The organism is Paenibacillus arenilitoris (assembly GCF_014705655.1).
GTDB lineage: Bacteria > Bacillota > Bacilli > Paenibacillales > Paenibacillaceae > Pristimantibacillus > Pristimantibacillus arenilitoris.
In genome coordinates, this window is record NZ_JACXIY010000011.1 from 20,763 (window position 1) to 46,002 (window position 25,240).

At 55.2% G+C, this 25,240-nt stretch carries 19 protein-coding genes; 17 read left to right on the top strand and 2 right to left on the bottom strand.

All coding sequences use genetic code 11. The annotated features are described in order from the left end of the window. Positions 1–182: 182 nt before the first annotated feature. The 11 genes from IDH41_RS08920 to IDH41_RS08970 all read left to right on the top strand — a co-directional run bounded on the left by IDH41_RS08920 (position 183) and on the right by IDH41_RS08970 (position 13,903). Positions 183–764 carry a hypothetical protein gene (locus tag IDH41_RS08920; protein ID WP_190860214.1) on the top strand — a complete coding sequence of 194 codons (582 nt, stop codon included), beginning with the start codon at positions 183–185 and terminating at the stop codon, positions 762–764. Continuing rightward, positions 757–4,224 carry an S-layer homology domain-containing protein gene (locus tag IDH41_RS08925; RefSeq protein WP_190860215.1) on the top strand — a complete coding sequence of 1,156 codons (3,468 nt, stop codon included), beginning with the start codon at positions 757–759 and terminating at the stop codon, positions 4,222–4,224. Before IDH41_RS08920 ends, IDH41_RS08925 begins: the two co-directional genes overlap by 8 nt. Positions 4,225–4,260: 36 nt before the next feature. Beyond that, a complete protein-coding gene (locus IDH41_RS08930; protein WP_190860216.1) occupies positions 4,261–4,557 on the top strand; it encodes a hypothetical protein in 297 nt (98 codons plus the stop codon). 580 nt (positions 4,558–5,137) lie between these two features. Continuing rightward, positions 5,138–7,129: an ABC transporter substrate-binding protein gene (locus IDH41_RS08935; protein WP_223829582.1), complete on the top strand. Its 1,992-nt coding sequence runs from the start codon at positions 5,138–5,140 to the stop codon at positions 7,127–7,129. 123 nt (positions 7,130–7,252) lie between these two features. Further along, positions 7,253–8,251 (top strand): ABC transporter permease, encoded by a 999-nt coding sequence (locus IDH41_RS08940; protein WP_190860217.1) that lies wholly within the window; start codon positions 7,253–7,255, stop codon positions 8,249–8,251. Positions 8,252–8,254: 3 nt separating this feature from the next. Continuing rightward, positions 8,255–9,400: an ABC transporter permease gene (locus IDH41_RS08945; RefSeq protein WP_190860218.1), complete on the top strand. Its 1,146-nt coding sequence runs from the start codon at positions 8,255–8,257 to the stop codon at positions 9,398–9,400. A gap of 33 nt (positions 9,401–9,433) precedes the next feature. Continuing rightward, complete coding sequence (locus IDH41_RS08950; RefSeq protein ID WP_317890711.1) at positions 9,434–10,483, top strand: ABC transporter ATP-binding protein; 1,050 nt, start codon at positions 9,434–9,436, stop codon at positions 10,481–10,483. Next, entirely contained in the window at positions 10,480–11,493 is a 1,014-nt protein-coding gene (locus IDH41_RS08955; RefSeq protein WP_190860219.1) for an ABC transporter ATP-binding protein, read from the top strand. The genes IDH41_RS08950 and IDH41_RS08955 overlap by 4 nt, the downstream gene beginning before the upstream one ends. Beyond that, positions 11,490–12,065: an HAD family hydrolase gene (locus IDH41_RS08960; RefSeq protein WP_190860221.1), complete on the top strand. Its 576-nt coding sequence runs from the start codon at positions 11,490–11,492 to the stop codon at positions 12,063–12,065. Before IDH41_RS08955 ends, IDH41_RS08960 begins: the two co-directional genes overlap by 4 nt. A 19-nt stretch (positions 12,066–12,084) precedes the next feature. Continuing rightward, complete coding sequence (locus tag IDH41_RS08965; protein ID WP_190860223.1) at positions 12,085–13,137, top strand: LacI family DNA-binding transcriptional regulator; 1,053 nt, start codon at positions 12,085–12,087, stop codon at positions 13,135–13,137. A 52-nt stretch (positions 13,138–13,189) separates the two neighbouring features. After that, positions 13,190–13,903 carry a DUF421 domain-containing protein gene (locus IDH41_RS08970; RefSeq protein ID WP_190860225.1) on the top strand — a complete coding sequence of 238 codons (714 nt, stop codon included), beginning with the start codon at positions 13,190–13,192 and terminating at the stop codon, positions 13,901–13,903. An 86-nt stretch (positions 13,904–13,989) separates the two neighbouring features. Here the strand turns inward: IDH41_RS08970 and IDH41_RS08975 are convergent, their stop codons facing one another. Beyond that, positions 13,990–14,679, bottom strand: a complete 690-nt coding sequence (locus IDH41_RS08975; RefSeq protein WP_190860227.1) for a glycosyltransferase family 2 protein — start codon at positions 14,677–14,679, stop codon at positions 13,990–13,992. After that, the gene (locus IDH41_RS08980; RefSeq protein ID WP_190860229.1) at positions 14,680–15,696 is read right to left on the bottom strand and encodes a glycosyltransferase family 4 protein; all 1,017 of its coding nucleotides are present in this window, start codon (positions 15,694–15,696) and stop codon (positions 14,680–14,682) included. A 200-nt stretch (positions 15,697–15,896) separates the two neighbouring features. Here IDH41_RS08980 and IDH41_RS08985 point away from each other — a divergent pair, with 200 nt between their 5' ends. From IDH41_RS08985 to IDH41_RS09010, 6 genes are all read left to right on the top strand, one after another. Continuing rightward, positions 15,897–16,889: a sugar phosphate nucleotidyltransferase gene (locus IDH41_RS08985; protein WP_190860231.1), complete on the top strand. Its 993-nt coding sequence runs from the start codon at positions 15,897–15,899 to the stop codon at positions 16,887–16,889. Further along, on the top strand, positions 16,886–18,178 hold the full coding sequence (locus IDH41_RS08990) for a UDP-glucose dehydrogenase family protein (protein WP_190860233.1): 1,293 nt from the start codon (positions 16,886–16,888) through the stop codon (positions 18,176–18,178). The genes IDH41_RS08985 and IDH41_RS08990 overlap by 4 nt, the downstream gene beginning before the upstream one ends. A gap of 697 nt (positions 18,179–18,875) precedes the next feature. Beyond that, positions 18,876–20,483 carry an extracellular solute-binding protein gene (locus tag IDH41_RS08995; RefSeq protein ID WP_190860236.1) on the top strand — a complete coding sequence of 536 codons (1,608 nt, stop codon included), beginning with the start codon at positions 18,876–18,878 and terminating at the stop codon, positions 20,481–20,483. 163 nt (positions 20,484–20,646) lie between these two features. Beyond that, positions 20,647–21,543: an ABC transporter permease gene (locus IDH41_RS09000; protein ID WP_190860308.1), complete on the top strand. Its 897-nt coding sequence runs from the start codon at positions 20,647–20,649 to the stop codon at positions 21,541–21,543. Continuing rightward, positions 21,537–22,400: a carbohydrate ABC transporter permease gene (locus IDH41_RS09005; protein ID WP_190860238.1), complete on the top strand. Its 864-nt coding sequence runs from the start codon at positions 21,537–21,539 to the stop codon at positions 22,398–22,400. The genes IDH41_RS09000 and IDH41_RS09005 overlap by 7 nt, the downstream gene beginning before the upstream one ends. 60 nt (positions 22,401–22,460) lie before the next feature. After that, entirely contained in the window at positions 22,461–25,211 is a 2,751-nt protein-coding gene (locus IDH41_RS09010; protein ID WP_190860239.1) for an FIMAH domain-containing protein, read from the top strand. Positions 25,212–25,240 lie beyond the last annotated feature (29 nt).

Consider the following 25,240-nt stretch of genomic DNA (forward strand, 5'->3'; position numbering starts at 1 on the left):
TAGTACTGGCCGGAATCTCTATCGACGGTGATTGCCATTGGCGCGTTGCAAGCGGGAGCTCCCATACGAATACCTCCTTATAATGGATTTAATAGAAATATAATCTATATTTTATTAAACTGCAAGATAATTTATTGTTTATTCATTGGAATAACAATTAATCTTTGAAAAGGAGGATCCGTATGGTTAAGTTCGAAATTTGCGAGAGCACCGGGTATTGGTGCAAGTATACGGCTTTCTATGTCGAGCATCGGCAGCGTATTATTCCCGGCTATCAAGTGAAACACGCGCTTGCGGACGTCAAGCATTGCATGCGGAACGGGAGCGCGGCCATCCTGACGAACGAGCAGAACCAGGTGATCGGCATCGGCGGATTTGTGTTAGGTTTGGAAAAAGATGGGTTTAATAATAAAAATATTGCCGTGCTCGGAAACAGTTATTTTGCGGAGGAGTACCGAAGCAACCGGACGTTCATAAGAGGACTGCAGGTGCTGGCGGAGAAGATCGGGGAGCTGAACGGGGACGTCCGGGAGGTGCGGATTCCGACGTCGGCGGGCAATGCCTATACGAACGGGTTATACCGGAAGTTTGCCGAGATGACCGATACGGCGGAGACGCCTTACGGTCCCTTTCATATTTATTCCGTCGGTTACGACGCGTTTGCTAGCTTTTGCGGCCGATTCCGCCAGAGCGGACAAGCCGGAGGCTGCCGGCAAAGCATAAAAACGACAAAACGAAAGAATGGAGAAATGCCACATGAATAAACGAAACAAAAAGAAGCTTCATTGGCTGCTAATCTTTGTCCTGTTGCTCGGAGCCGTATCCGTACCGTATCCGGCCGGAGTTGACGCATCCGCCGATTCGGGGGGCCTGCGCGAAATTCCGGCAAGCGGCGGGTTTAAAGTACCCGCGGCCGGAAAGTTTGCCGGGCCTTTCCGAGTCGTCGTAGACGGTGACGGATATGTGTATGTAACGGATCGATACAACAACCGCGTCCAGAAGTTCGATTCAAACGACAATTATGTCGCGGAATGGGGAGGCTATGGCGACGGGGAAGGCGAATTCAAATCGCCGGACGGCATTGCGGTCGACGAAGACGGGTTCGTATACGTCGTTGATTCGGGCAATTCCCGCGTTCAGAAGTTCGATGCAAGCGGCGCTTATGTCGGAGAGTGGGGTAGCGGCGGCGACGGCGACGGACAGTTTGCGAATCCTGGCGGCATTGCCGTCGATCATGACGGCAACGTCTATGTTGCGGATTCCTCCAATGACCGCATTCAGAAATTCGGCGCGGACGGACGATTTTTGGCAAAGTGGGGAACTTACGGGAACGGCAACGGGCAGTTTGATTATCCAACCGGAGTCGCTGTGGACGACGGCGGAGACAACGTGTACGTGACGGACCATTTGAACCATCGGATCTTAAGGTTTGATTCGGAAGGCGAGTTTAAGGGTGAATGGGGGGAGTTCGGCGACGGTGACGGGCAGTTCAAATATCCGATGGACATTGCCGTAGACGTTAACGGAATCGTCTATGTGATGGATACAAACAATCGTCGCGTCCAAAAATTCGATTTAAACGGCGCTTACGTTGGTCAATGGGGGAGCAACGGACACGCGGACGGACAATTTCTGACGGCTTGGGGAATCGCGGTTAGTCACGCCGGCGTCGTGTACGTGGCGGATCTTGACGGCAATCGCATTCAAAAGTTCGACACGAGCGGCAATTATATAAGCAAGTGGGGGAGTCCCGGTTCTCCAGAGCTTGCGGCAGAGTCCGTCGCGACGGACAGCCGCGGCAATATTTACGTAGCGGAAGGTTCGGTTAATCTAGTCAGGAAATTTGATTCATCCGGCACATTGCTAGCTGAATGGGGTGGCGAGGGCAGCGGCGCAGGGGAGTTTGCATACCCGGCAAGCATTGCGATCGATAAGAACGATATCGTCTACGTGGCCGACAGCTTTAACTGTCGAGTTCAGCTATTCGATACCGAAGGAAATTTCATCGGCGAATGGGGAAGCTGCGGCGACGGAAACGGGCAATTTGACGGGCACGGCTCCATTGCGATCGATGGGAACGGATTCGTGTACGTGGCCGATTGGGGCAACGAGCGCATCCAGAAATTCAATCTGAACGGCGAGTACAGGGGGCAGTGGCCAATCGACAACTACAGCGAATGGGAGATGGAGGGTTACTACCGGTTCGGGCTTGCCGCGGATGCGGCCGGCAACGTGTATGCGGTGCATAAAAGCGGTCATCGGGTTCAAAAATTCAATTCAACCGGCAGTCTGATGACGGAATGGGGAAGCGAAGGGAGCGGCGAAGGCGAATTCGGCTATCCCGGAGGGGTCGCGGTAGACGGCAGCGGGAACGTATACGTGGCAGATTCGGATAACAATCGCATTCAGAAATTTGACTCCAGCGGCAGCTATGTGACGCAATGGGGGACTGGAAGCGCCGGCGACGTTTCGTTAACCGCTCCGAGCGGGGTGACTGCCGGTGCCAACGGACTTCTGTACGTGCTGGAACAACCGGGAGACGACATCGGCATCATTCGATTGTTCAGCCCGAATAACAACGCGAATGCTGCCAGTCTTACGTTCTCTGACGGAACGCTCGAGCCCGCGTTCTCGGGAGACCGTACCGGCCCTTACACGGTGGCGGTTGCGCCCGATGTTAATGAGCTGACGGTTACTCCGCTTCCGGGAGACCCGCTGGCGACCGTGAACGTTACGGTTTCGTCCGGTACGGTGACAAGCCAAACGACAAGCGGAGGAACCTCTTTTACGGTGCCGCTGAACGTAATATCGACGCCGATTTCGATTACAGTTACGGCTGCGGACGGAGTTGCGACCAAAACCTACGCTATCCATGCGGTACGGATCAGCGAAACGGCCAAGCTGGCCGGCCTCGGGATCGATCAGGGCGCGTTATCGCCCGCCTTCTCGCCGGTGAAGCTGTCTTATACGGCAAACGTGCCGCATAACGTAACAAGCCTTAATCTTTTTTTGGCCAAAGAAGACCCATCGCAGGAGCTGACGGTAACCGGCGCGGTATACAACACCGTTGCCGACTCCGTCTACGCCTATACGGCCAATTTGGCGGCAGACGTTAATCCGATAGAAATTACCGTAAATGCGCCGGACGAAACAAGCAACCGTTATACGGTAAATATAATCCGAGAAGCCGGGGCTGGTAGCGGAGGCAATGAGAACGGCAATGGAGGCGGCACGCCGGTCGCTCCGTCTCCTGTGGTTTCAACGAATGGCAAGCTCACACTGCCGGCGGGCCAGGCCGGCGAAGTGAGCCTTGGCAATGAAGTGACGATCTCAGTCCCGGCAGGGGCGACCGATCGAGAGGCAATTCTGACAATTGAACGCCGGGCGGATTCGCTAGGCATGCTGAAGGGTCGAAAGATGCTGACCGGCTCGGTATATGAGATAACCAAGAGCTTCGCCGGCAATTTCAACAAGCCGGTTACGCTGACGTTTGCTTTCCATCCGACAGAGCTTGACGAGGGTCAAAGAGCCGGCATATTCTATTATGACGAGACGAATAAGGCGTGGGTGGAAGTGCCCGGCTCGAACGTGAACGGAAGCCGCATTGCCGCAGCCGTCGATCATTTTAAAAAATTTACGGTGCTGTCGACGGCCAATGAGGAATTCGTTCCGTCGTTCAGCGATATCGCCGGCCACTGGGCGAAGGCGAGCATTGAACGGGTGGTGAAAGAAGGGGTCGTAAAAGGGTACGAGGACGGCACGTTCAGGCCGGATATTACGATTACGCGCGCGGAATTCATCGTGATGCTGATGAACGTCTTGAAGCCGCAGGGAGCCGGCGCGCCGCCGTCCTTCGCCGATGAAGCGAAGATCGGCGAATGGGCGAAGCAAGCAGTTGCGCATGCCGCGTCGGCGGGCATTGTGAAAGGCTATCCGGACGGCACGTTCCGGCCGGATGCCGAAATAACGCGCGCCGAGATGGCCGCAATGATCGCGGCTGCGCTTGACTTGTCGCCGGAACCGGCAGTAACCGGCTTTGCGGACGACGAGCATATTCCGGCATGGGCGAAGGGTGCCGCGGCGGTGCTGCGGGAGCGCGGACTGATTCAAGGGAAAGGAAGCAACCGTTTCGCTCCTGGCGATAAAGCCACGAGGGCCGAGGCGGTTACGATCCTCATCCATATGCTGGAGACGAACAACGAATCTAAACCGTCGGCTTGGTAGGCGGCAAAAATACTTTCATCGAGGGGTCAAGGTTACGTGAAAAATGTAAAAACAGCTCTTTTTCTAATTATCAGCCAGATTATTTATGCCGTATTCGCCGCCATATGGGCGCTGTTCGCGCTCCTGTCGCTCACGATGCTGGACCAGCTTGACGATGCAACCGCGCTGCAGACCATATCCTATGTCGTCATTCTAAGCTACCCGATCGTTTTCATCGGGTCGGCCATCGCCAGTTGGCTGCTGTATCACAAACGAAAGTTCAAAAAAGCGGTTTGGATCGGCTTGATTCCGGTTCTATGGTCGCTGTCCCTTGTCGGTTTTTTTACTCCGTAAAGTCCATTCCCTGACGGCGGCAACCTGGCGGAAGCCGCCCCTCTCGTATTAAGCCTTCCTCTCCAGGGGGCTTTTTTCATCTCCCCATAATAAAAATTCGTAAATTTCGACTTAATTGCAACTTAATCTTCAAAGCGCGGCGTTCGCTCGTTCCAGGCGGAACGGAACAAAGCCGGACGAGAGAAGAGTCGTCGGCGATCCGTCCGGAAATTCGGCGTTTACACAGGCTTTTCAATGAATTGACAGCCTTATTTTCCCGGTGCTACCCTGTTAGCGGATTGGCGAAATGACGCTTATAAAGGAAAAAACGCTTGTTTCTTGCAAAATGATGCGAAGGGAGCCGCCGGAAGGTGATCGACGGAACGCGAAAGACGGAAATCGGCGATAACGATTAAACCGCTTTAAAATGTGACATTCTTTCGAAGAAAACGCATACAATTAACCAAAAATTAAACCGGTTTAATTAGCGGCGGAGGTGAGCGGTCGGATCTTCAAGGCACCCATGAATCGGCATAGGGCAAGAGGGAAGGAAGCGCAGGCGCGGTCAAACCGCATGCAGTTCACTTATGGAGGGGTTAATTTGAGACGAAGGAAAGGTATCGCTATTCTGTTAGTCATCATTTTCATTATCGCTGCCGGCTGTACGAACAACAACGATTCGCCGAAACCGTCTAATGCGGCGGACAATCCGGGCAACGAAAGCAAGGCCGGGGACGAGGAAGAAGGCAAGGGTGGGGGCGGCACGGGCACTGCGGCGGCCAAAGAAGCGCCCATGCTCGCAAAGCTCGTATCCGAAGGGGCGCTCCCGCCGCTGGCCGAACGGCTGCCGGTGCAGGGAGACGTCATGGTCCAGCCCGTGGTCGACGAGATCGGGCAGTATGGCGGCGACTGGACGATGGCCTGGACGGGACCGGGCGACAAGTGGGCCGTAGGGCAGCCGACGGAGGAGGCGCTGTTCCGGTTCAACAAGGACGGCAGCGGCGTCGAGCCGAACGTAGCCAAAAGCTACGAGGTCAACGATAATTCGACCGAGTTCACCATCCGCCTCAGAGAGGGGATGAAGTGGTCCGACGGCATGCCGTTTACGGCCGATGACGTGCTGTTCTACTGGGAGCACATGCTGACGAAGGAAACGTTCGGCAAAGCGATCTACGACGCCTATTACTCGGTCGACCCGGTCACCGGCGACAAAGCGCTGGCCACGGTCGCGAAGGTGGACGATTATACGTTCAAGGTCGTTCATAAATATCCGAGCGTGCAGTTTCTCGAACGGGTCGCGATCGACAACAAGTGGTTTTTCGCTCCGGCCCATTTTCACAAAACGATCCTGCCCGAGCTTGCAGGGGAAGACAAAGCGCTGGCGATCGCCAAAGAGTGGGGCTTCGAGGACACGACCGCCTTCCTGAAGGAGACCGGCTATTACTACTGGATTTACCCGCAAATCCCGACGCTCCGGCCATGGGTGGCCAAGAACGATCCGAACGGCGACCAGTTCATCATGGAGCGCAACCCGTATTATTGGAAAACGGATCCGGACGGCAATCAACTGCCTTACATGGACCGAATCGTCGCGACGAAAATCCAGGATCCGAGCCAGCGGGTGCTCGGAACGTTGGCGGGAGATTTCAACCTATCCACGTTCGGGGCGCAGGATTTCACCGTCCTGAAGGAAAACGAGGAGAAGGGCGATTTCCGCGTCATTCCTTGGCAGCAGCCGGCATGGATGACTTCCGGCCTGCAGCTTAACCAAACGATCGACGACCCGAATCTTCGCAAGCTGTTCCAGGACATCCGGTTCAGGGAAGCGCTGTCCCTCGGGGTCAACCGCACCGAAATTACGGAAATCGTAACGAACGGCATCGCGGATCCGATCCAGGCATCCGTCCAGGAAGGGCTTCTCGGCTACCAGGAAGGATGGGCGGATCAATGGGCGAGCTTCGATCCCGACCGGGCGAACGCGCTGCTTGACGAGATCGGGTTAACGAAGCGGGACAAAAACGATTTCCGGCTGTTCCCGGACGGCTCGGACGTGACGCTCACCATTATGGACTCCTCGGAGGAGAGCGCCAACTATACCGAGCTTCTCAAAAAGTATTACGAGGATATGGGAATCAAGACGAACGTGAAGATCGTCGATCAGGCGACCTTGCAGGAGCTGAAGTATTCGAATCAGGTTCCGGCGAGCATCGAGAACATCTCCGTCGTGAACGTCGCTTACCGCCCCGATGCGCTCGTGCCGCTTCGCGTCCTGACGCCGTGGTACGGGCAATACGGCCTGTACGTTTCTTCCGGAGGCAAGGAGGGCGTGAAGCCGGAGGGCGACGTCGCCGAAATTCTCGCGTTCTGGGATCAAATCAAGGCGGCCGGCACGGCGGAAGAGATTAACCGGCTCGGAGACGAGATCGTCAAGCTGCATAGGAAGAACCAATGGGTGATCGGCTATGCCGGCCCGACGCCAACCTTGATCGCCGCATCGAACAAGATGGGCAATATTCCGGAGGACATGATATGGGCCGACGAGTTCCGTTCGCTCGGAGCGGCCCATCCCGCGCAGTTTTATTTGAAGCCGTAACCTTCGCATCACTTGCGTGCCGATAAGGGCGGAGCGTAGGCTCTCCCCCTTTACGGGCAGCGCGTTCATTCCGCCAGGCATTCGCGCGATGCCGAATGCGGTCAAGGGAGGATAGGATAACAGGTGCTACAGTTCACGTTGAAGCGTATTTTGCTGGCCGTCCCGGTCGTGTTTTTCATATCCGTCATCGTGTTCTACATCATTCAGCTTCCGCCCGGCGATTACGTATCCAATTACGCGGCCGAGATGTCCGTTGCCGGAGAAGTATTCACGCAGGAAGACATGGATGCGATGCGGGCGGATCTGGGCCTCGACCGTCCCGTTTACGAGCAGTATTTCATTTGGGTCAAGGACATTGTCTTGTACGGAGACTTCGGCTTCTCCTTTAACTATAACAAGCCCGTCCTGGCCGTCATCGAGCAATATATGGGGCTGACGCTGACCGTATCCCTGGTCACGATGGCGTTCCAGTACTTCGTGGCGATTCCGATCGGCATCTACTGCGCGGTCAAGCAATATTCGATAGGCGATTATTTCTTCTCGGGGCTGAGCTTTCTCGGGATGGCGACCCCGCATTTTCTGATGGCCGTCATTCTGATGTTCCTGTCCTATACGTGGTTCGGAGATCCGCTGCTCGGCCTGTTCTCCGCCGAATACGTGAATGCGCCGTGGTCGATGGACAAGGCGATCGATCTGGCGAAGCATATGGTCATTCCCGTCATCGTCATCGGGCTGTCCGGGACGGCGGACCTGATTCGCGTCATGCGGGGCCAGATGCTCGACGAGCTGAACAAGCCGAACGTCGTCACGGCAAGGGCGAAGGGCTTGTCGGAGCGGAAAATCCTGTTCAAGTATCCGACGCGCGCGGCGCTGAATCCGATCGTCAGCACGTTCGGCTGGTCGCTGACGTCGATCTTCACCGGGTCCACGATTACGGCGATCGTCCTCAACTTGCCGATTCAAGGACCGGTCATGTTCAATGCCTTGCTCGGGCAGGACATGTATTTGGCGGGAACGTGGCTGCTGTTCATGGCGCTGCTGACGGTGCTCGGGACGTTGATTTCGGACATTCTGCTCGCGTGGCTGGATCCAAAAATTCGCACAGAGTTCAGGGGAACGTAGCCTATGAGATTACTACCGGTATTCGGAAGACGACAAGCCGCTAGCGCTGAACCGGCCAGGGGCAAGGACGCGAACTACAGCTCGCAATGGCGGCTCATGTACGCGAGGTTCAAGAAGCATAAGCTCGCCCGGGTCAGCCTGGCCGTGCTGGCGCTCCTCTATGCGGGAGCGTTGTTCGCCCCGTTTCTGGCTCCCTACGGGCTGGAAAGCTACGACAGCAAATACGTGAACGCGCCGCCGATGAAGCTGCGCTTCGTCGATGCGGAGGGGAAATTTCATCTCCGGCCGTTCGTCTACGGATTAAAGTCGGATCGGGATCCGGAGACGATGCGCAAAATTTTTGCGTCCGACACGGAGAAGGTTTATCCGCTGCAATTTTTCGTCAAGGGCGAAAGCTACAAGCTTCTCGGCCTTATTCCTTCGACCACGCATCTGTTCGGCGTCGAGGAGCCCGGCCGCCTATTCCTGCTCGGCACGGACGCGCTCGGGCGGGACTTATTTTCCCGCATTTTGCTCGGCAGCCAGGTATCGCTCAGCATCCCTCTTGCAGGAGTCGGGATCAGCTTCGTATTGGGCCTTATCATCGGCGGCGCGTCCGGCTATTTCGGAGGCTGGCTGGATGCCGTCATTCAACGGGTCATCGAAATTATCCGTTCCTTTCCGACGCTGCCGCTGTGGATGGCGTTGTCCGCGGCGATACCACCGCGCATTCCCGTCGTCCGAATGTACTTCTATATCGTCATTATCTTCGCGTTCATCGAATGGACGGGGCTTGCGAGGGTCGTGCGGGGCAAGTTTATTTCCCTCAAAAACGAAGATTACGTCGTTGCGGCCAAAATCTCGGGCGTCGGCGACGCGAAAATTATCGTCAAGCATTTGCTGCCCGGGTTCATCAGCTACCTGGTCGTTGCCGCGACGCTGGCGATTCCCGGCATGATTCTGGCCGAGACGGCCATGAGCTTCCTCGGTCTCGGCATCCGTTCCCCCGCCACCAGCTGGGGCGTGCTGCTGCAGGAGGCGCAGAAGATCGATAATATCGCTTTGTATCCGTGGAAAATCATTCCGCTCGGCACGGTCATCCTCACCGTCCTGACGTTCAACTTTGTGGGCGACGGCTTGCGCGACGCGGCGGATCCATACAAAAGGTAGTACAAAATTCAAGGTCATAGCGAGGGGATACATATGACAGCAGAGGCCGCTCAACCGCAGCAGCCGCTTCTCCGTGTTCGGGACCTGAAGATCCGGATTCAGATGGATAACGGGGTCATGAACGCCGTGGACGGGGTCGATTTCGAGATTCGCAGGGGCAGGACACTGGGCCTCGTGGGCGAGTCGGGCTGCGGCAAAAGCTTGACGAGCCGGGCGCTCATCGGCATTAATCCGAAGGAATGCGAGACGTCGGGGACGATCGCGTACACCTCGTCGCAAGAGCCCGAGGCGAAGGGGGAACCGCTGAATCTATTGGCGCTGAACCCGAACGGCAGGAAGATCCGTTCCATTCGCGGGCGGAAGATCGCGATGATTTTCCAGGAGCCGATGACGGCTTTCTCGCCGATGTACACGATCGGGAATCAGATCATGGAAGCGATTTTGATCCACCGGACCAGGAACAAGAAGGAAGCGAAGAGGATCGCGCTCGAGATGCTGGGCAAGGTCGGGATTTCGGATCAGGAGAAGCGGTTCGACCAATATCCGCATGAATTCTCGGGCGGCATGCGCCAGCGGGCGATGATCTCGATGGCGTTGTCCTGCAACCCCGAGCTGCTGATCGCAGACGAGCCGACGACGGCGCTGGACGTGACCATTCAAGCCCAGGTGCTGGAGCTGATGAAGAGGCTGCAGCGGGAATTCGGCATGGCGATCCTGCTGGTGACGCATGATCTGGGCGTTATCGCGGAAATGTGCGACGAAGTGGCCGTCATGTATCTCGGCAAAATCGTCGAGCAGGCGCCTATGAAGGACATCTTCCGCAATCCGAAGCATCCGTATACGAAAGGGCTTCTGCGATCGATGCCGAGGCTGGGCGGCAGCAAGGCGAAGCGGCTTGAATCGATCGAGGGCTCGGTGCCGATCCCGGTCAATATGCCCCCGATGTGCGGATTTTACGACCGCTGCAAGGATCGGATCGAAGGCGTGTGCAATGCGCGCTCCGTGCCCGCGACGCGAATTTCCGACAGTCATACGGTCAGATGCTTCCTGTATTCGGAACAGCCGGGAGGACAGCAGCGATGACGAAGCCCATTCTGGATGTGAGAAACCTCAATAAGGAATTCAAAGTAAAGTCCCGGAAGGCGTTGTTCGCCAAGCCGGCGTCCGTGCGCGTGCTGCAGGATATTTCCTTTCGGCTGCAGGAGGGGGAGACGCTGAGCGTCGTCGGCGAATCGGGCTGCGGCAAGACGACGCTCGGCCGCTGCATCGTAAGGGGCATAAATGCCACCTCCGGCGAGGTTGTCTATCGTACGGAAGGCGGGGAAGCAGTCGACTACCTGAAGCTGAAGGGCGCCGAAGCGAAAAAATTCAGAAAAGACATTCAGATGATTTTCCAGGATCCGTACTCCTCGCTTAGCCCGCGGATGAGCGTATTCGACATCATATCGGAGCCGCTGGTCGCGAGCTTCAAGCTGTCCAAAGCGGAAGTGGAAGAGAAGGTATCGGCCATCGCGGAGAAAACGGGGTTAAACGCAAGCTACCTTAAACGTTATCCGCATGCGTTCTCCGGCGGACAGCGGCAGCGGATCGCCATCGCGCGGGCGCTGATTACCCAGCCGAGGCTGATCGTATGCGACGAAGCGGTATCCGCACTGGACGTGTCGATCCAAGCCCAAATCATAAATCTGTTGAAGGATTTGCAGGAGCAATATAAAATCACGTATATATTCATTTCGCACGATCTGTCGATCGTGGAGAACATCTCGGACCGCGTGGCGGTGATGCATCTGGGCAAAGTGGTGGAGCTTGCGGCCGTCGATTCGATGTTCCGGCAGCCCAGGCATCCGTATACCGAGGCGCTTCTCTCCGCGGTGCCGCAGCCGGATCCGGATTCAAAGAAGGACCGGATCATTCTGGAGGGCGAGGTGCCGAATCCGGCGAATCCGCCGAGCGGCTGCCACTTCCATCCGCGCTGCGGGTATAAGACGGAAAGATGCTTGAAGGAAATGCCCGCAATGCGGGAAATCGCAGAACAACATTTTGCGGCCTGCCATTATGCGGACGAATTGACATTAAGGGGTGCACGGAAATGAACGGGGGACCGAAGATGAGCGATGAAGCGAAAGAACTGATTATTTTCCTCGATTGCGGGGATACGATTATCGACGAAGGCACGGAGGTTCGCGACGAGCATGGCACGGTCATAGAGGGCCGGGTCATTACCGGAGCCGATACGATGGTCAGAACGCTTGCGGAGCGCGGGTACAGGCTGGCGATCGTCGCCGACGGGACGGCGCAGTCCTTCAAAAATCTGTTGACGCAGAACGGCCTTTACGATTATTTCGAAGTGCTGATCTACTCCGAGCAGATGAAGGTCGACAAGCCGAATCCGCGCATGTTCAAGGCGGCTATGGGCGCGATGGAGCTTGGCGAGCGCGACCGCGGCCGGATCATCATGGTCGGCAACAATTTGTCGCGCGACGTCAGGGGAGCGAATCAGGCCGGCATTACGAGCGTGCATCTGAACTGGACCTCGCGGTACCCGAAGACATCGCTTGACCCGGCGGAGCGGCCGGATTACACGATCGAAGAGCCGCTTGCGCTCGTGGAATTGGCGGATCGCTTGAATGAAGAGCTCGCCGCGAAGAAGCGGATTCAGGCTTGAGAGGCTGTAACGGCTAGTCATGGCGAAAATCGATGACGTGGCGCGCCTCGCCGGCGTATCCAAAGGAACCGTCTCCAACGTGTTCAGTCAGAAGAGGCCGACCAGCAAAAAAGTGACGGAAAGGGTGCTCAAGGCGTCCAAGGAGCTGAATTACGTTCCGAATCACATCGCGAGAAGCCTGGTGACGAAGAAGACGATGGCGATCGGGCTTACCGTCCCTCACGGCAACTTTTTCTTCAGCGCGTTTCATAATCAATTCATTAACGGGGTCGTGCTGGAGGCTTCTCTGTTCGGCTACAGGGTGCTGCTCGACATGCTTCCGGTGCTCGAGGTGAGGACGCCTTCCTTGGCCAGCTACCCGATCGACGGCGCGATCGTGCTCGGACCGACGGAGGAGGACGAGCGCATCGACCTGCTCCATCAGAACGGCATTCCGTTCGTCACGGTCGGCCAAATCATGAATGCGCAGGCGAAGAGCGCCCCTACGGTTAACAATGATAATGCCCAAATCATGCATGATATTTGCGATTATTTGATCGGCAAAGGGCATTCGGGCATCCTGTTCCTGAACGCGAACGAACGGATGACCGTGTCCATGGAGAGAAGAGCGGCGTTCATCGAAGCGCTGGCGAAGCACCGGCTCGATGTGCGGGACCATTTGCTCTATTGCAAGCCGTCCATTCAATCGGCTGATTATTTAAATTACGGCTATGCGGAGACGGTCCGAGTCATTCGGGAGAGCGGGGAGCGGGTGACGGCGATCATCGCGGACGATGACCGCACGGCGTTCAGCGTCATGAACGCGATTAAGGATTTGGGCCTCCGCATTCCGGGGGATGTTTCGCTGTTCGTCATTTGCGGCGATTTATCCATGATGCATCAGACGACGCCGCCGCTGACCGGCATGGATCTGCAGCCCTCCGAGCTTGGCGCCGAGTCCGTCAGGCTGCTTATGCATAAGCTTGGCGGCAACGAGGGCGAGTATCCGGACCATATCATCGTTAGGAGCAAAATCGTGGAGGGGGATTCCTGCTCTTCCATACATATTCCACCGCCCAATATCGGAAAATAATTGAAGTCCGTTCTGTCCGTTATTTTCATTCCTATAGGTTAAGGTGGTTATTATGCTTCTCTACATTGGCAAGGTCATTCTGCTGTACTCGGTTTCGGTCATCGTGATCCGATTGTTGGGCAAAGCGGCGTTCGCCCAGTTGACTTCTCACGATTTGACGGCGATCATTTTTTTAGCGACATTGGGCGTCCATCCGCTGCTGGAAGAGCGCCTCGGCTGGATTTTTGCCGGAATCGCCGTCGTCACGCTGCTTCATATTCTATTTACCCGCCTTGTCTTGTTCCGTTGGTTGAACCGGTTGTTGATCGGGCAGCCCTCCATCTTAATCAAGCACGGAAAAATCAACAAATCGAAGCTGCTTCGCAGCCGGTTCTCTCTTGTCGAATTGCTGGCTACTCTTCGTGCGGGCGGGTATCCCGACATTAAGGATGTGGAGTATGCCATTCTTGAGCCTAACGGCCAAATCAGTATCGTTCCGATGAAGGATGTCGTTGCCTTGACGCCAAGGCACTTGAACTTGGAGATGGAATATCAGGGGCTGCCGATTGCCGTCGTCGTCGAAGGGAAGGTGCAGCGGAAAAATGTCGCCTTGATCGGAAAAGACGAGAATTGGCTGCGGCAGGAGCTTAAAGCGGCAGGATATCCGGACATCCGCGAGGTGTTCTACGCGACGATCCGGGATTCCGATCATGCGCTTACGATCGATACGGGGGAGGGGGGGATGCTGCATCACGGCCGCCAGACTTCTTCCGAGGCAGAGGGATAATGGACGCCAGGACCAGACCGTTATGGAATGGCCCGGCAAGGACGCGATGTTCCGGTATTCGGAGGGTGTAAAAAAGAAAGGATGTATTAGGTTACGAAACGGGAATAATTTTTGGTGTGACGGACTAGCCTGCACTGGGACATGTATCGTTTCGTGCTCTTTTTTTGCGTATGGGAGCCGGTGTTTTTTCGTCTTACGCAAACATAATTTTTTTTGGAAACGGAATAAATTTTATATCCTCTTCTTCTGCATCTGCCGGTCCAACCGGAATCCGTGCCTACTTTTTTGAATTCAGGGAATTTGACCCTTCTCCATAAAGACTTTTTAAATACGAGCGTCCCCCCCTTAACGCTCCTCACATACTTATGTTCTCCCCCCGGCCGAAAGACCATGAGCGCTTTCTTCTCCTCGAAATAGAGATAAGAGGTATGCTTGCCGATAATGGAGCCTTTACCGCTTTTGAGAGCGGCCACTGACTCTCTTAAATAGTTGGGCCCGTAATAATCATCGTCATCGAACTTGGCGATGATGCCTTCCTTCGCATTGGCGATCGCGTAGTTCAAGCATTTTCCCAGATGATATTTTTGAGGAAGCTGAATAACCTTCACTTCGTTATTCGGATATTGGCTTGCCCTTTGATTCCATTCATCTAGGCTCATATCGTCTTTGTTTAACACGATAATCATCTCTTTGTCCTTCCAAACCTGGCGATCGTAATTGGCAAACACATTATCCACAAAAGAGGATCTCATGGTACATGCGATAATCGTTACCAATCATTCCAGCTCCTTGTTTTGAATCTTTTTCAACTTCTTGTTCCATGTTGAATTTTTAATGATTTTATATTTTTTCCCTTTAATCACCTTGTCGTATAGTTTTAAAAAATTATCGGTCATGACGCTGTCGGAGAAATGGGCTCTGACATAATGCCGGCATCTGTAGGCCGAGGGGAAGCCTGCATGGTTCTTCACTTTCAAAATCATTTCCTTGGTATTGCTGCACAGTAGCTGCGGCAATCCCTTTAGAACTTCCGGAACCGCTCCTTTCTTGAAGCCAAGCACGGGAGTGCCGCTGGCCAAAGCTTCAATAAGAACGAGGCCGAACGGCTCATTCCAAGTGGATGTGAACAGAACGCAGCTGGCGTTGGCCAACAGGTTCATCTTTGTTTTGCCGCCGACCGGTCCCACATATCGAATGCGTTTATTTAAATGAGGCTTGATTTGGGTATTAAAATAGTTCCTATCATTAAGTGTGCCTGCAATGATTAACTCTTTCCCCGTTTTTTGGGCGACTTTAATCGCCAGGTGAACGCCCTTTTGCTCGATCAATCGGCCAAGGAACAGGAGGTAACTCCTTTTCTTTTTTCGAAAGGCGTAATCATTGACCCTAATCCCGTTATGCACGTAATAGCCTCTATTCTTCCCGAATCTCTTTAGGATCGTTTTGCTAACGTATACCGGAATTTGAACCCCTGTAACCCCCTTGGAATGGGAGTTCCTTATGGTCGGAATGGGCGGATTTGCTTTCGCGACGATACCGTAATGATCATGAATGATATCGACATCGTCAGGGAGATTGCTCATGATGAACTCGAGTTGTTCCTCCGGGTCGTTCGTAGGATACTCGAAGGTTTCGGTAGCCTGGGCCGTGGAACCTTTTTTGGCGAATAATACGACATGATGCCCGCGCCGAACCAATTCCTCGGTTAAGTAATGAATGTCCCGCTGCGTCCCCCCGTACGCCTTAGGCGGAACCGTTATCGTATTGGTCGATATCTGGGCGATCTTCAACATTCACATCTCCCTTAGGTTAATTATCTCTGGGCACTACTTTTAAGATATGAACGGCTTTCCGTTGATGACACGGCTACTTCATGAGATGGGCGTTGTTAAGATCCGCACTGAAAATGCGAAATGGAGAAGCTTAGCCCATACCGATGTCCGATCCTTTTCATAGATTAATAGAAATTGATCATGACAAGGGGAGATGCGATTTGAAAGGACTTATCCTCTGTGCCGGAAAAGGGACGCGTCTGCACCCGATCACCCTCAAACATTCCAAAACGCTTATGCCTGTTGCCAACATCCCGATGCTGCAGACCTGCATGGAAAAATTGGTCGAGCAGGGGATAGCGGAGATCGGAATTTGTATACATCCATCGCAAGAAGCCGATATAAGGGAACGAATCGGAAACGGCGAATCGTTGGGGGTAACCGTCACTTATATTTACCAGAACGAAGCGAAGGGCATCTCGGATGCGGTGAAGCAAGCGCAGCCTTATATCGGAGAGGATGCTTTTTTGTTGCTGCTTGGCGATAATCTGATTGCCGAGCCGTTAACCGAACTGAAAGCAGACGTTGAAGAGAGGGGGAGTCACGGCTCCTTGCTGCTGGCCGAGGTTGAAAATCCTCAAGATTACGGCATTGCGGAAGTGTTGGATGGCCGTATCGCAGGGTTGGAAGAAAAGCCCCGTAACCCAAAGTCCAATCTTGCCGTCCTGGGAGCCTATGCCTTCAATCGGTCGATCTTTAAAGCGGTAAGGGACATCACCCCTTCCGCCAGGGGGGAGTATGAAATCACGGATGCGATTCAATGGCTAGTCGACCATAACTTCCCTGTCACTTATCACATTACGGAGAAGTTGAATATGGATGTCGGAACAGTAGACAGATGGTTGGAAGCCAATCGGAGAACGCTCGATCAGACGCATGGCGGAGGAACGATTCATGAAACCGCAATAGTGAACAATTGTACGATTATTGCGCCGGTAATCATCGGTCAGGGATGCGTTCTGAAAGACAGCGTTATCGGTCCTTATGTATCCATAGGCACGGATTCGCATATTGAAGATTGCCGGATCGAGAACAGCATCATTCTAAACGAGGTTCATTTGAAGCATATCTCTTATACGTTAAAGGACACGGTCATTGGATTTGGATCCGTCATGGCGGGCATACATCCAAGAGTAGAGGGTAGCGGCCAATGAATATTTTAGTGATAGGCACGGGATATGTAGGGACGACGACTGCCTTGGTATTTGCCGAAATGGGATGGAACGTAACGGGACTCGATACGGATGCGCAAAAAATTCAGCAGCTGGAGAAGGGCGTGCTTTATTTTTACGAACCGGGATTGGAGGAATTGCTGAGAAAGCATCTGGGTACCGGGCAAATCCGATTCACCACGAATAAAGACAAGGCTATTCAAGAGCATGAGGCGATCTTTATATGCGTCGGAACGCCTTCCCGTCCCGATGGCGGTGCCGACATGCGATATGTGAAGCAGGTAGCGGAAGATATCGGCCAAACCATGAATGGTTATAAATTAGTCATTACCAAAAGCACGGTTCCCGTTGGAACGCAGGAACAGGTAACGGGTTGGATTCAAGCGGTCCAAAAAGGATCATTTCCGTTCGACGTGGCTTCCAACCCGGAATTTTTGCGCGAGGGGAAAGCGTTGGAGGATGCGTTGAATCCGGATCGGGTCATCATCGGGACCAATAGTAAACGAGCCGAAAATCTCCTTCGAACGCTGTACCGCTCCATAAAATGTCCGATTGTCGTAACCGCGCCGCGAACCGCGGAGCTGATCAAGTATGCGTCAAACGCCTTTCTGGCCACGAAGATTTCCTATATGAACGAATTAGCCAGACTATGCGATCAACTGGGCGTCAATATAATAGAAGTGGCAAACGGGATCGGATTGGACCCGAGAATCGGAACAAGCTTTCTTCAAGCGGGAATCGGATACGGAGGTTCATGCTTTCCCAAGGATGTGTCTGCATTGATTTTCGCGGCGAAACAAAATCATATCGAGTTAAGCATCTTGGGAAAAGTCGTTAACGTCAATCAAACGCAGCCCTTGTACTTGCTGGACAAAGCCCGCGAACGGTTGAAATCCTTTGCGAATAAAAAAGTAGCGGTGCTGGGATTGGCTTTCAAACCGGATACGGATGACATGCGGGAAGCGCCGGCCCTTCGTATAATCGATAGATTGCTTAGCGAACAGGCAAAGGTTTACGCGTATGATCCGGTAGCCAAGCTTCCTGCCGATGTGCAGTATGAATCCGTTGCTTCCTGCATGGCGTTGGAGGATGCGGTGCAAGGCGCGGATGCCGTCTTCTTATGCACCGAATGGCCGGTTTTCCAAAAGGTTGATTGGACCAAGATGAAAGGGATCATGAATCGGCCGAATCTATTTGACGGCAGAAACTTGCTGGACTCCGATGAAATGAACGCCATCGGTTTTTTCTATCAAGGAATCGGCTATGAATAACATAAAAGTCATGCAAAATTGTGCGAAAGGCGAATGTCCATTCAACTTTGAATGGACATTCGCCTTTGTTTTATGGATACGCGCAGGAGTCCGATTTTTTAGCAATTTCAATCGGTTTAGCATTTTCCACACAACAAAAACCTTGATTTTACAAGCTTTTTCGGTCATCCTTCCCTAAAGGCGACTAAAATCCGCAGACAAATGAAAACGCTTTATTTACTATCCGGACTGCCGCTTCTATACTGTGGTTTGTAGCCGGGGGGCTGCCGACGGAACGATTTTTTGGAAAAGGGAGGCTTGAAACAATGGGGGCGAACAATCGCGTTAATACCGATTGAAAAATCAAACGGCTTGGGCACAAGTCATTCGTGCAAGATGATAGGCAATCGAATAAAAAGAGACCGAGCGTAATGTGTGTGTGAGATTTAAAGGTATTCATGTAACATAATATGACGCGAGTATTTTAATCATTTTCTACCTCAACAGCATTTTCCATGCTGCTAAAGGCCTTGAAAAATAAGGGTTTTACGGCATGATTGCTGTGGCCGTGGCAGAAACGGCAAAGGAAAGGAAAACGAACGGTTTACGGAGATAACGGATGTTCCTACAATGTGGATAGGCAGTTTATGTTACGAAAATTAACATAATTGATAGCTGCTCGCGTTACAAATGAACGGATTTCGAGGGAGGATACGAAATGGCAAAAAAGATTTCAGGTTTGTTAGTCGTGATGGCGATGGTCGTCGCGCTCATATCGGCATGCAGCGGAGGCAATAACGGCGTGAACGGAGGCGGGAACGCCGCGACGCCGGAGGAGAGCGCGAACGCCCCGGGCGCGGCGGAGCAATACGGCGACACGGGCGGCCTCGCGCTTCCGCTCGTCGACGAGCCGACGACGATTACCTGGATGCACGCGGGCAACGTAACCATTACGGACGACATGCTCGTCGTCAAGGAAATCGAGAAGCGCACCGGGATCAAGGTGGAATTCCAGACGTATTCGCCCCAAACCTACGAGGATAAGCTTCGGGTCATCGTGGCGTCGGGCAAGCTGCCGGACATCTTCAACGGCCTGAAGTCGGCGGAGCTGAAGGACATCGGCAAGCAGGGCGGCGTCGTCAATATTAACGAACACATGGATAGTCTGCCGAACTTCAAGAAGCTGTACGGGGAAGAGAACGACTGGGTGTTCAAATCGTTCGGCGATCAGGAAGGCAATCTGTATTCGTGGCCGATCTACCGGCTGAACCGCGAAGTCAACCACGGCTTCATGTATCGGAAGGACATTTTCGACAAGCACGGCATTAAGCCTTGGACGAATACGGAGGAGTTCTACCAAGCGCTGAAAAAGCTGAAGGAGCTGTATCCGGACAGCTACCCGTACGCTTCCAAAAACACGGAATGGATTTTCCGCGATTGGTCGTACGGCTGGGGCATCGGCGGCAGCCAATATCCGGCTTATTACGACGAGAAGGACGGCGCGTGGAAGTTCGCCGCGGTGCAGCCCGAGCATAAAGAGATGCTCGATTTCATGAAGAAGCTGTACAACGAAGGGCTGATGGATCCCGAGTTCCTGACCGACACGCAGGATTCGTGGACCTCGAAGATGACGACGGACAAAGCGTTCGTCACCTGGGACTGGATCGGCCGGCTCGATCTGTTCTACAACCAGGTGAAGGAGACGATGCCGGACTTCAATCTCCGTTACGCCCTGCCGATCGGACCGACCGGCCATGTGAGAACCCTGCCGGAGATCAGCGACTTCGGCGTGGCGGTCGCCGACAACAAAAACAAGGAAGCGGCGCTCAAGCTGCTCGACTACTTGACGAGCCCGTCCGGCAGCGAGCTCATCACGGTCGGCGTCGAAGGCGTCAACTTCGAATGGGGGGAAGACGGCTTCCCGGTCTACCCCGAGCTGGCCGACCTGCCTCTCGTCGATATCAGCGTGCTGGAGGACCGCTACGGCATGTGGCAGGAGAGCGTTTATTTGAGGCCGGACAGACGAAGCGTCTACTACAAATATTCCGAGAAGGAACAAGAGGCGCAGGATACGATCATGAAGGATAATTTGAGGGAAGCCGAAGACCCGACCTTGAATTTTACCGACGAAGAAGTGGCGGCCTTGTCCGATTTGCAGACCACGCTACAAAAAGCGGCCGAGGAATTCAATTCCAAATATATTTTGGACAAAAGCTACGGCGACAAGCAGTGGGAGGCGTGGATCGCCGAGGCCGCCAAATCGGGCGTCGACGAGATTCTGACCCTATTCAACGATGCCCAGAAACGCTACGACGCCGCGGAATAAGGCGATCGGCGGTTAGCGGCGGAGCGCGGGCGTCCGGACCCTTGAACGACCGGGCGCCCGTCATCCGGGGAGGAGGATTACCGTGCAACGACCTATCATCGAGGCGGCGGGCGCCGACGCGGGCGCGCGCATCAAGAAACCGGTCAAATCGCGTTTCATCGGTATGTTAAAGCATATGAGGAGGGACCGGCAGCTGCTGCTGCTGTTCATCCCATGCATTCTATTTTTCGTTATTTTCCGGTATGGGCCGCTGTACGGGCTGGTGATCGCCTTTAAGGATTACAGCGTATTCCAGGGCGTATGGGGAAGCGATTGGGTGGGACTTAAGCATTTCGCGAAGTTTTTCGGCAACCGGGAGTTTTGGCTGCTGTTCCGGAATACCGTATTGCTTGGCAGCTACACGCTTATTTTCGGCTTTCCTTTCCCGATTCTGCTGGCGGTACTGCTGAACGAGGTCCGGCTGCAATGGTTCAAAAAGTCGGTCCAGACGTTCAGTTATTTGCCCGCCTTCCTGTCCGTGGTCATTATCAGCAGCATGATCATCGATTTCCTGTCGCCGACGAACGGCGTCATTAATCAATTTCTCGCGCTGCTCGGGTTCGAGAAGAAGTATTTCCTCATCGATCCCGACTGGTTCCGGCCGATCTACGTCATCTCGGAAATTTGGGCAACGGCAGGCTACCAGGCCATCATTTATTTGGCGGCCATCGCGGGCATCAATCCGTCCCTCTACGAAGCGGCCAAGGTGGACGGCGCCAGCCGGTTCCAAATGATCAAGAGCATTACGCTTCCCGGCCTGATGCCGACGCTGCTGGTCATGTTCATCCTGAATACGGGCAGCATGTTCCGGATCGGCTACGAGAAGGTGCTGCTCCTCTACAACCCGATGACGTACGACGTAGCCGACGTCTTCTCGACCTACGTGTACCGGAAGGGCTTATTGGAGTCGAGCTACAGCTATGCGGCGGCCGTCGGCATGTTCGAATCGGCGGTGGCGCTCGTCATGCTGCTGGCGGCGAACTTCCTTAGCAAGCGGATTGGAGGCGGCGGCTTATGGTAGGCGAACGCAGATTATCGTTGTTTAACGTCGTAAATTCGATTCTATTAATCGGGGTCGCCCTGTCGACGCTGTATCCGGTATGGTACATTACGGTCATTTCGTTCAGCGATACGGTGTCCGTGCTGCAGGGGAACGTCTTCCTGCGGCCGCGCGGGTTCAACGTCGAAGCGTACGCGGAGGTGCTGAAGGACGCCAAAATTCCGCGGGCGTATCTCAATACGGTGTACTATACCGCGCTCGGCACGTTCTTTAACCTGCTCTTCACCGCGGTTGCCGCGTATCCGCTGGCGCAGCGGGGATTTTTCGGGCGCAGGTTCTGGATGGTGGCGATCGTGCTGACGATGTTCCTGAACGCGGGCATTATCCCGACGTACATGATTGTACAGGAGCTGGGCTTGATCGATACCGTATGGGCGCTCGTCCTGCCGAATGCAATCTGGACGTTCGAGCTGATCATATTAAAAAGCTTCTATGAAAATATGTCTTCCCAAATCCGGGAAGCGGCCATGATCGACGGAGCTTCGGAATACCGGATATTGTTCAGCATCATCATTCCGCTGTCCAAGCCGGCGCTTGCGTCCATCGGCCTCTTCTATTTCATGGGGCACTGGAACAGCTTCTTCCTGCCGCTCATCTATTTGAACGACAAGGAAATGTTCCCGCTGCAGATCGTGCTCCGGGACATGCTCATCTTCAACTCCGAATCGGACGCCGCGCTCGTCGACCGGGCCGCGCTTGCCCCGCAGGCGATGAAGAACGCGACGATCGTGCTGTCCATGATTCCGGTGCTGATGGTCTATCCGTTCGCCCAAAAATATTTCGCGAAGGGGGTTATGCTCGGATCGGTCAAAGGATAACGATAGACATCTTGCGTCGGCATAAGCTTCTCTAACTCGAATACGGAAAAGAGGGAGCCTATGAAAAAGCATTTTAACTACATCTGCGCGGCGTTATGCGTCGCATTGGTCTGGTCGCTCGCCGGGGCGGGGACGGCCCATGCCCGGGTCGACCGGTCGTTCGGCGCGCCGTCCGCGATCGGATCGCCGATTCAGAGCATCGCGATCTACGACGGGACGTTCGGGAAGGAAGACGGCCGCGATGTGATCTATACGACGGTATCCGGCAAGCCGGCTATTTTCCAAGTGATCGATCTCGCAAGCCGGACCGTATTGCGCACGTATCCGCTGCCGGGCTCGGAGAGCTCCTGGTCGCATCTTACGCTGCCGGACGGCACGGTCTACATCGGAGGCGGCGGGGCCGGGAAGCTGTTCAGCTATTCGCCGGCCGCGAAGGAGCTTAAGGATTTGGGCGGTATCGGGGAGGGCGTCGCCTACGGCTTATCCCACGACGAGAAGGGGCGCGTCTATTTCGGCTCTTATCCGAACGCGAAGATCGGCCGCTACGACCCCGCCACCGGGGAGATGAAGGATTACGGCACGGTCGCGCCCGGGCAGAGCTATTCCCGGTCCACCGCTTACCATGACGGCTACGTATATGCGGGAATCGGCATTCAGGGCAGCATCGTCAAGCTGAACGTCGAGACCGGCGAGAAGGAGACGATCGCCCTTCCGACGCACGGCGGAGCCGTCGACACGGGGATGGTGAACCAGCTCGACGCCTGGGGCGGCTATTTGGTCGCCGGCCTTTCGAGCGCGAAGAGTCCGCTCCTGTTCTACGATCTGGCGAGCGGGGAGTGGAGCGACCGTTACCACCTGAACAACAAGGGCATTCGGCTGTCGCACGGCAAGCCGGGCAGCGGCAAGGCGTATTTTGCCCAGAACAACCGGATCATGGAGCTCGATCTGACGACGCTCGACGCGGTCGACACGGGCATTCCGTACGGGACGTTCCTGCGGGGCACGGCGTGGATCGACTTCCCGGGCGATCCGGAGCTTCCGGGCTCCTCGCTGGCGACCGTCACCTTCGGCGGGGGCGTCGCCTATTTGAATCCGGAGACGAAGACGGCCAAAGTGATCGAATATCCCGTGCAGGGCAATCCGATTCCGATCCAGACGCTCGAGAACGGGCCGGATGGCAAGCTCTACATGAGCGGCTACCCCGGCGGCAGGGGCGCTTCCTATTCGCCGGAGACGGGAGAGACGGTCTCTTTCCCGCTCGGCCAGGCGGAAGGGATGGGCTATCTGGGCGACAAGCTGTACATGGGCGTCTACCCCGGCGCGAAAATTTACGAGCTGGATACGTCGAAGCCGCTCGATGCAAGCGCCAATCCGCGCCATCTGTTCGACGTGCCGCATCAGGACCGCCCGTTCAAAATGATCGCCGGGGAAGGCAAGCTGTTCATCGGCACCATTCCGGATTACGGGGTGCTCGGCGGTTCGCTGACCGTATACGATCCGGCATCGGGCGAGCCGCCCGCGGTGTATGAGGACGTCGTCCATCATCAGAGCATCGTCGGGCTCGCGCTGAAGGACGGCAAGCTGTACGGTTCGACGACGGTCGCCGGCGGGCTCGGCATCGATCCGACGGAGCCGGCGGCGAAGCTGTTCGTCTGGGACGTCGCATCCGGGACGAAGGAGAAGGAGTGGGTGCCGCAAATACCGGGGCTCGCCGCGGCGCCTAAGATGATCGGCGGGCTCAGCCTCGGCCCCGACGGGCTGCTATGGGCGGCGGCCGACGGCGCGATCTTCGCGGTCGATCCGGCTACGCAGCAGATCGTGAAGAGCAAAGTGATCTATCCGGGCGTAACCGATTATGGCAGGTGGCGTCCAATCCAGATGCGCTGGGGCGCGGACGGTTACCTGTATACGACCTTGGCCGGCCAAATGACGGTCATCGATCCGGCGAATCTCGATTCGGTCGCGCTCGGCGCGGCGGAGCTGATGACGCTCGGCGAGGACGGTCACATTTATTACGCGGACAGCACCGTTTTGAAAAAAATCGGGGTAGCGGAAGGAACCGGGGAAATTCCGGTGAAGGTCGGCCTGCCGATCCGGAACGGCTCGTTCGACGAACAGGCCGAGGACGGCTCGATTCCGGGCTGGAGCTCGCTGTTTAACGTCACGCCTAACGTGTCGTACGGGCTGAGCGAGGAGCGCGCCGCGACGGCGCCTTACGCCTTGAAGCTGACGGACCGTTCGACGACGGAGACGGTGGCCGTCGCGACCGAGCCGATCGGCGTGAAGCCCGGCACGGAATACACCGCAAGCGCGAAGCTATTCCTGCAGGAGGGGCGGACGCTCGCTTCCTTCAACTTCTACGACGCCGCCGGCAAGCAGCTGGACAGCAAGTCGCTGCAAATCACCCAGGGGGCGGGGGCGTGGCAGACGCTCGAGATGAAAGGGATCGCGCCGGCAGGCGCGGCTTATGCAAGGCTCGTACTGTTCTGCTCGACCTATTGGATGACGACCGCCTATTACGACGATGCGTCGATTTCGTATACGGTGCAGGCGACGCCCGACAGACTGCTCGCCTCGATCGGCGATTGGGCGTCGGAAGGCGCGATCGGCCATTCGCTGAGCAAAAAGCTGGAAAATGCGGTCAAGCAGGCGGTCCATCAGTTGGAGAAGGGGCGGGAGAAGCAGGCGGTCAAGCATTTCGAGGACGGGCTGAAGCATCTGGAGAAGACTTTGCCGAACGAAGCGGCGGCCGCCGCCCGGGCCGAAATCGAGGCGCAGCTGCAAGCTTTCGTCGCGGAATGGTCGTCCTGAGAGGGAAGAGCGGAGCGGGCGAATGATTG

What these genes read in the sequence shown, in the direction of transcription:
- IDH41_RS08920 (WP_190860214.1), top strand. Translation starts at nt 183, where the DNA reads ATGGTTAAGTTCGAAATTTGCGAGAGCACCGGGTATTGGTGCAAGTAT.
- IDH41_RS08925 (WP_190860215.1), top strand. Translation starts at nt 757, where the DNA reads ATGAATAAACGAAACAAAAAGAAGCTTCATTGGCTGCTAATCTTTGTC.
- IDH41_RS08945 (WP_190860218.1), top strand. Translation starts at nt 8,255, where the DNA reads ATGAGATTACTACCGGTATTCGGAAGACGACAAGCCGCTAGCGCTGAA.
- IDH41_RS08950 (WP_317890711.1), top strand. Translation starts at nt 9,434, where the DNA reads ATGACAGCAGAGGCCGCTCAACCGCAGCAGCCGCTTCTCCGTGTTCGG.
- IDH41_RS08955 (WP_190860219.1), top strand. Translation starts at nt 10,480, where the DNA reads ATGACGAAGCCCATTCTGGATGTGAGAAACCTCAATAAGGAATTCAAA.
- IDH41_RS08960 (WP_190860221.1), top strand. Translation starts at nt 11,490, where the DNA reads ATGAACGGGGGACCGAAGATGAGCGATGAAGCGAAAGAACTGATTATT.
- IDH41_RS08965 (WP_190860223.1), top strand. Translation starts at nt 12,085, where the DNA reads ATGGCGAAAATCGATGACGTGGCGCGCCTCGCCGGCGTATCCAAAGGA.
- IDH41_RS08970 (WP_190860225.1), top strand. Translation starts at nt 13,190, where the DNA reads ATGCTTCTCTACATTGGCAAGGTCATTCTGCTGTACTCGGTTTCGGTC.
- IDH41_RS08980 (WP_190860229.1), bottom strand. Translation starts at nt 15,696, where the DNA reads ATGTTGAAGATCGCCCAGATATCGACCAATACGATAACGGTTCCGCCT.
- IDH41_RS08990 (WP_190860233.1), top strand. Translation starts at nt 16,886, where the DNA reads ATGAATATTTTAGTGATAGGCACGGGATATGTAGGGACGACGACTGCC.
- IDH41_RS08995 (WP_190860236.1), top strand. Translation starts at nt 18,876, where the DNA reads ATGGCAAAAAAGATTTCAGGTTTGTTAGTCGTGATGGCGATGGTCGTC.
- IDH41_RS09000 (WP_190860308.1), top strand. Translation starts at nt 20,647, where the DNA reads ATGTTAAAGCATATGAGGAGGGACCGGCAGCTGCTGCTGCTGTTCATC.
- IDH41_RS09005 (WP_190860238.1), top strand. Translation starts at nt 21,537, where the DNA reads ATGGTAGGCGAACGCAGATTATCGTTGTTTAACGTCGTAAATTCGATT.
- IDH41_RS09010 (WP_190860239.1), top strand. Translation starts at nt 22,461, where the DNA reads ATGAAAAAGCATTTTAACTACATCTGCGCGGCGTTATGCGTCGCATTG.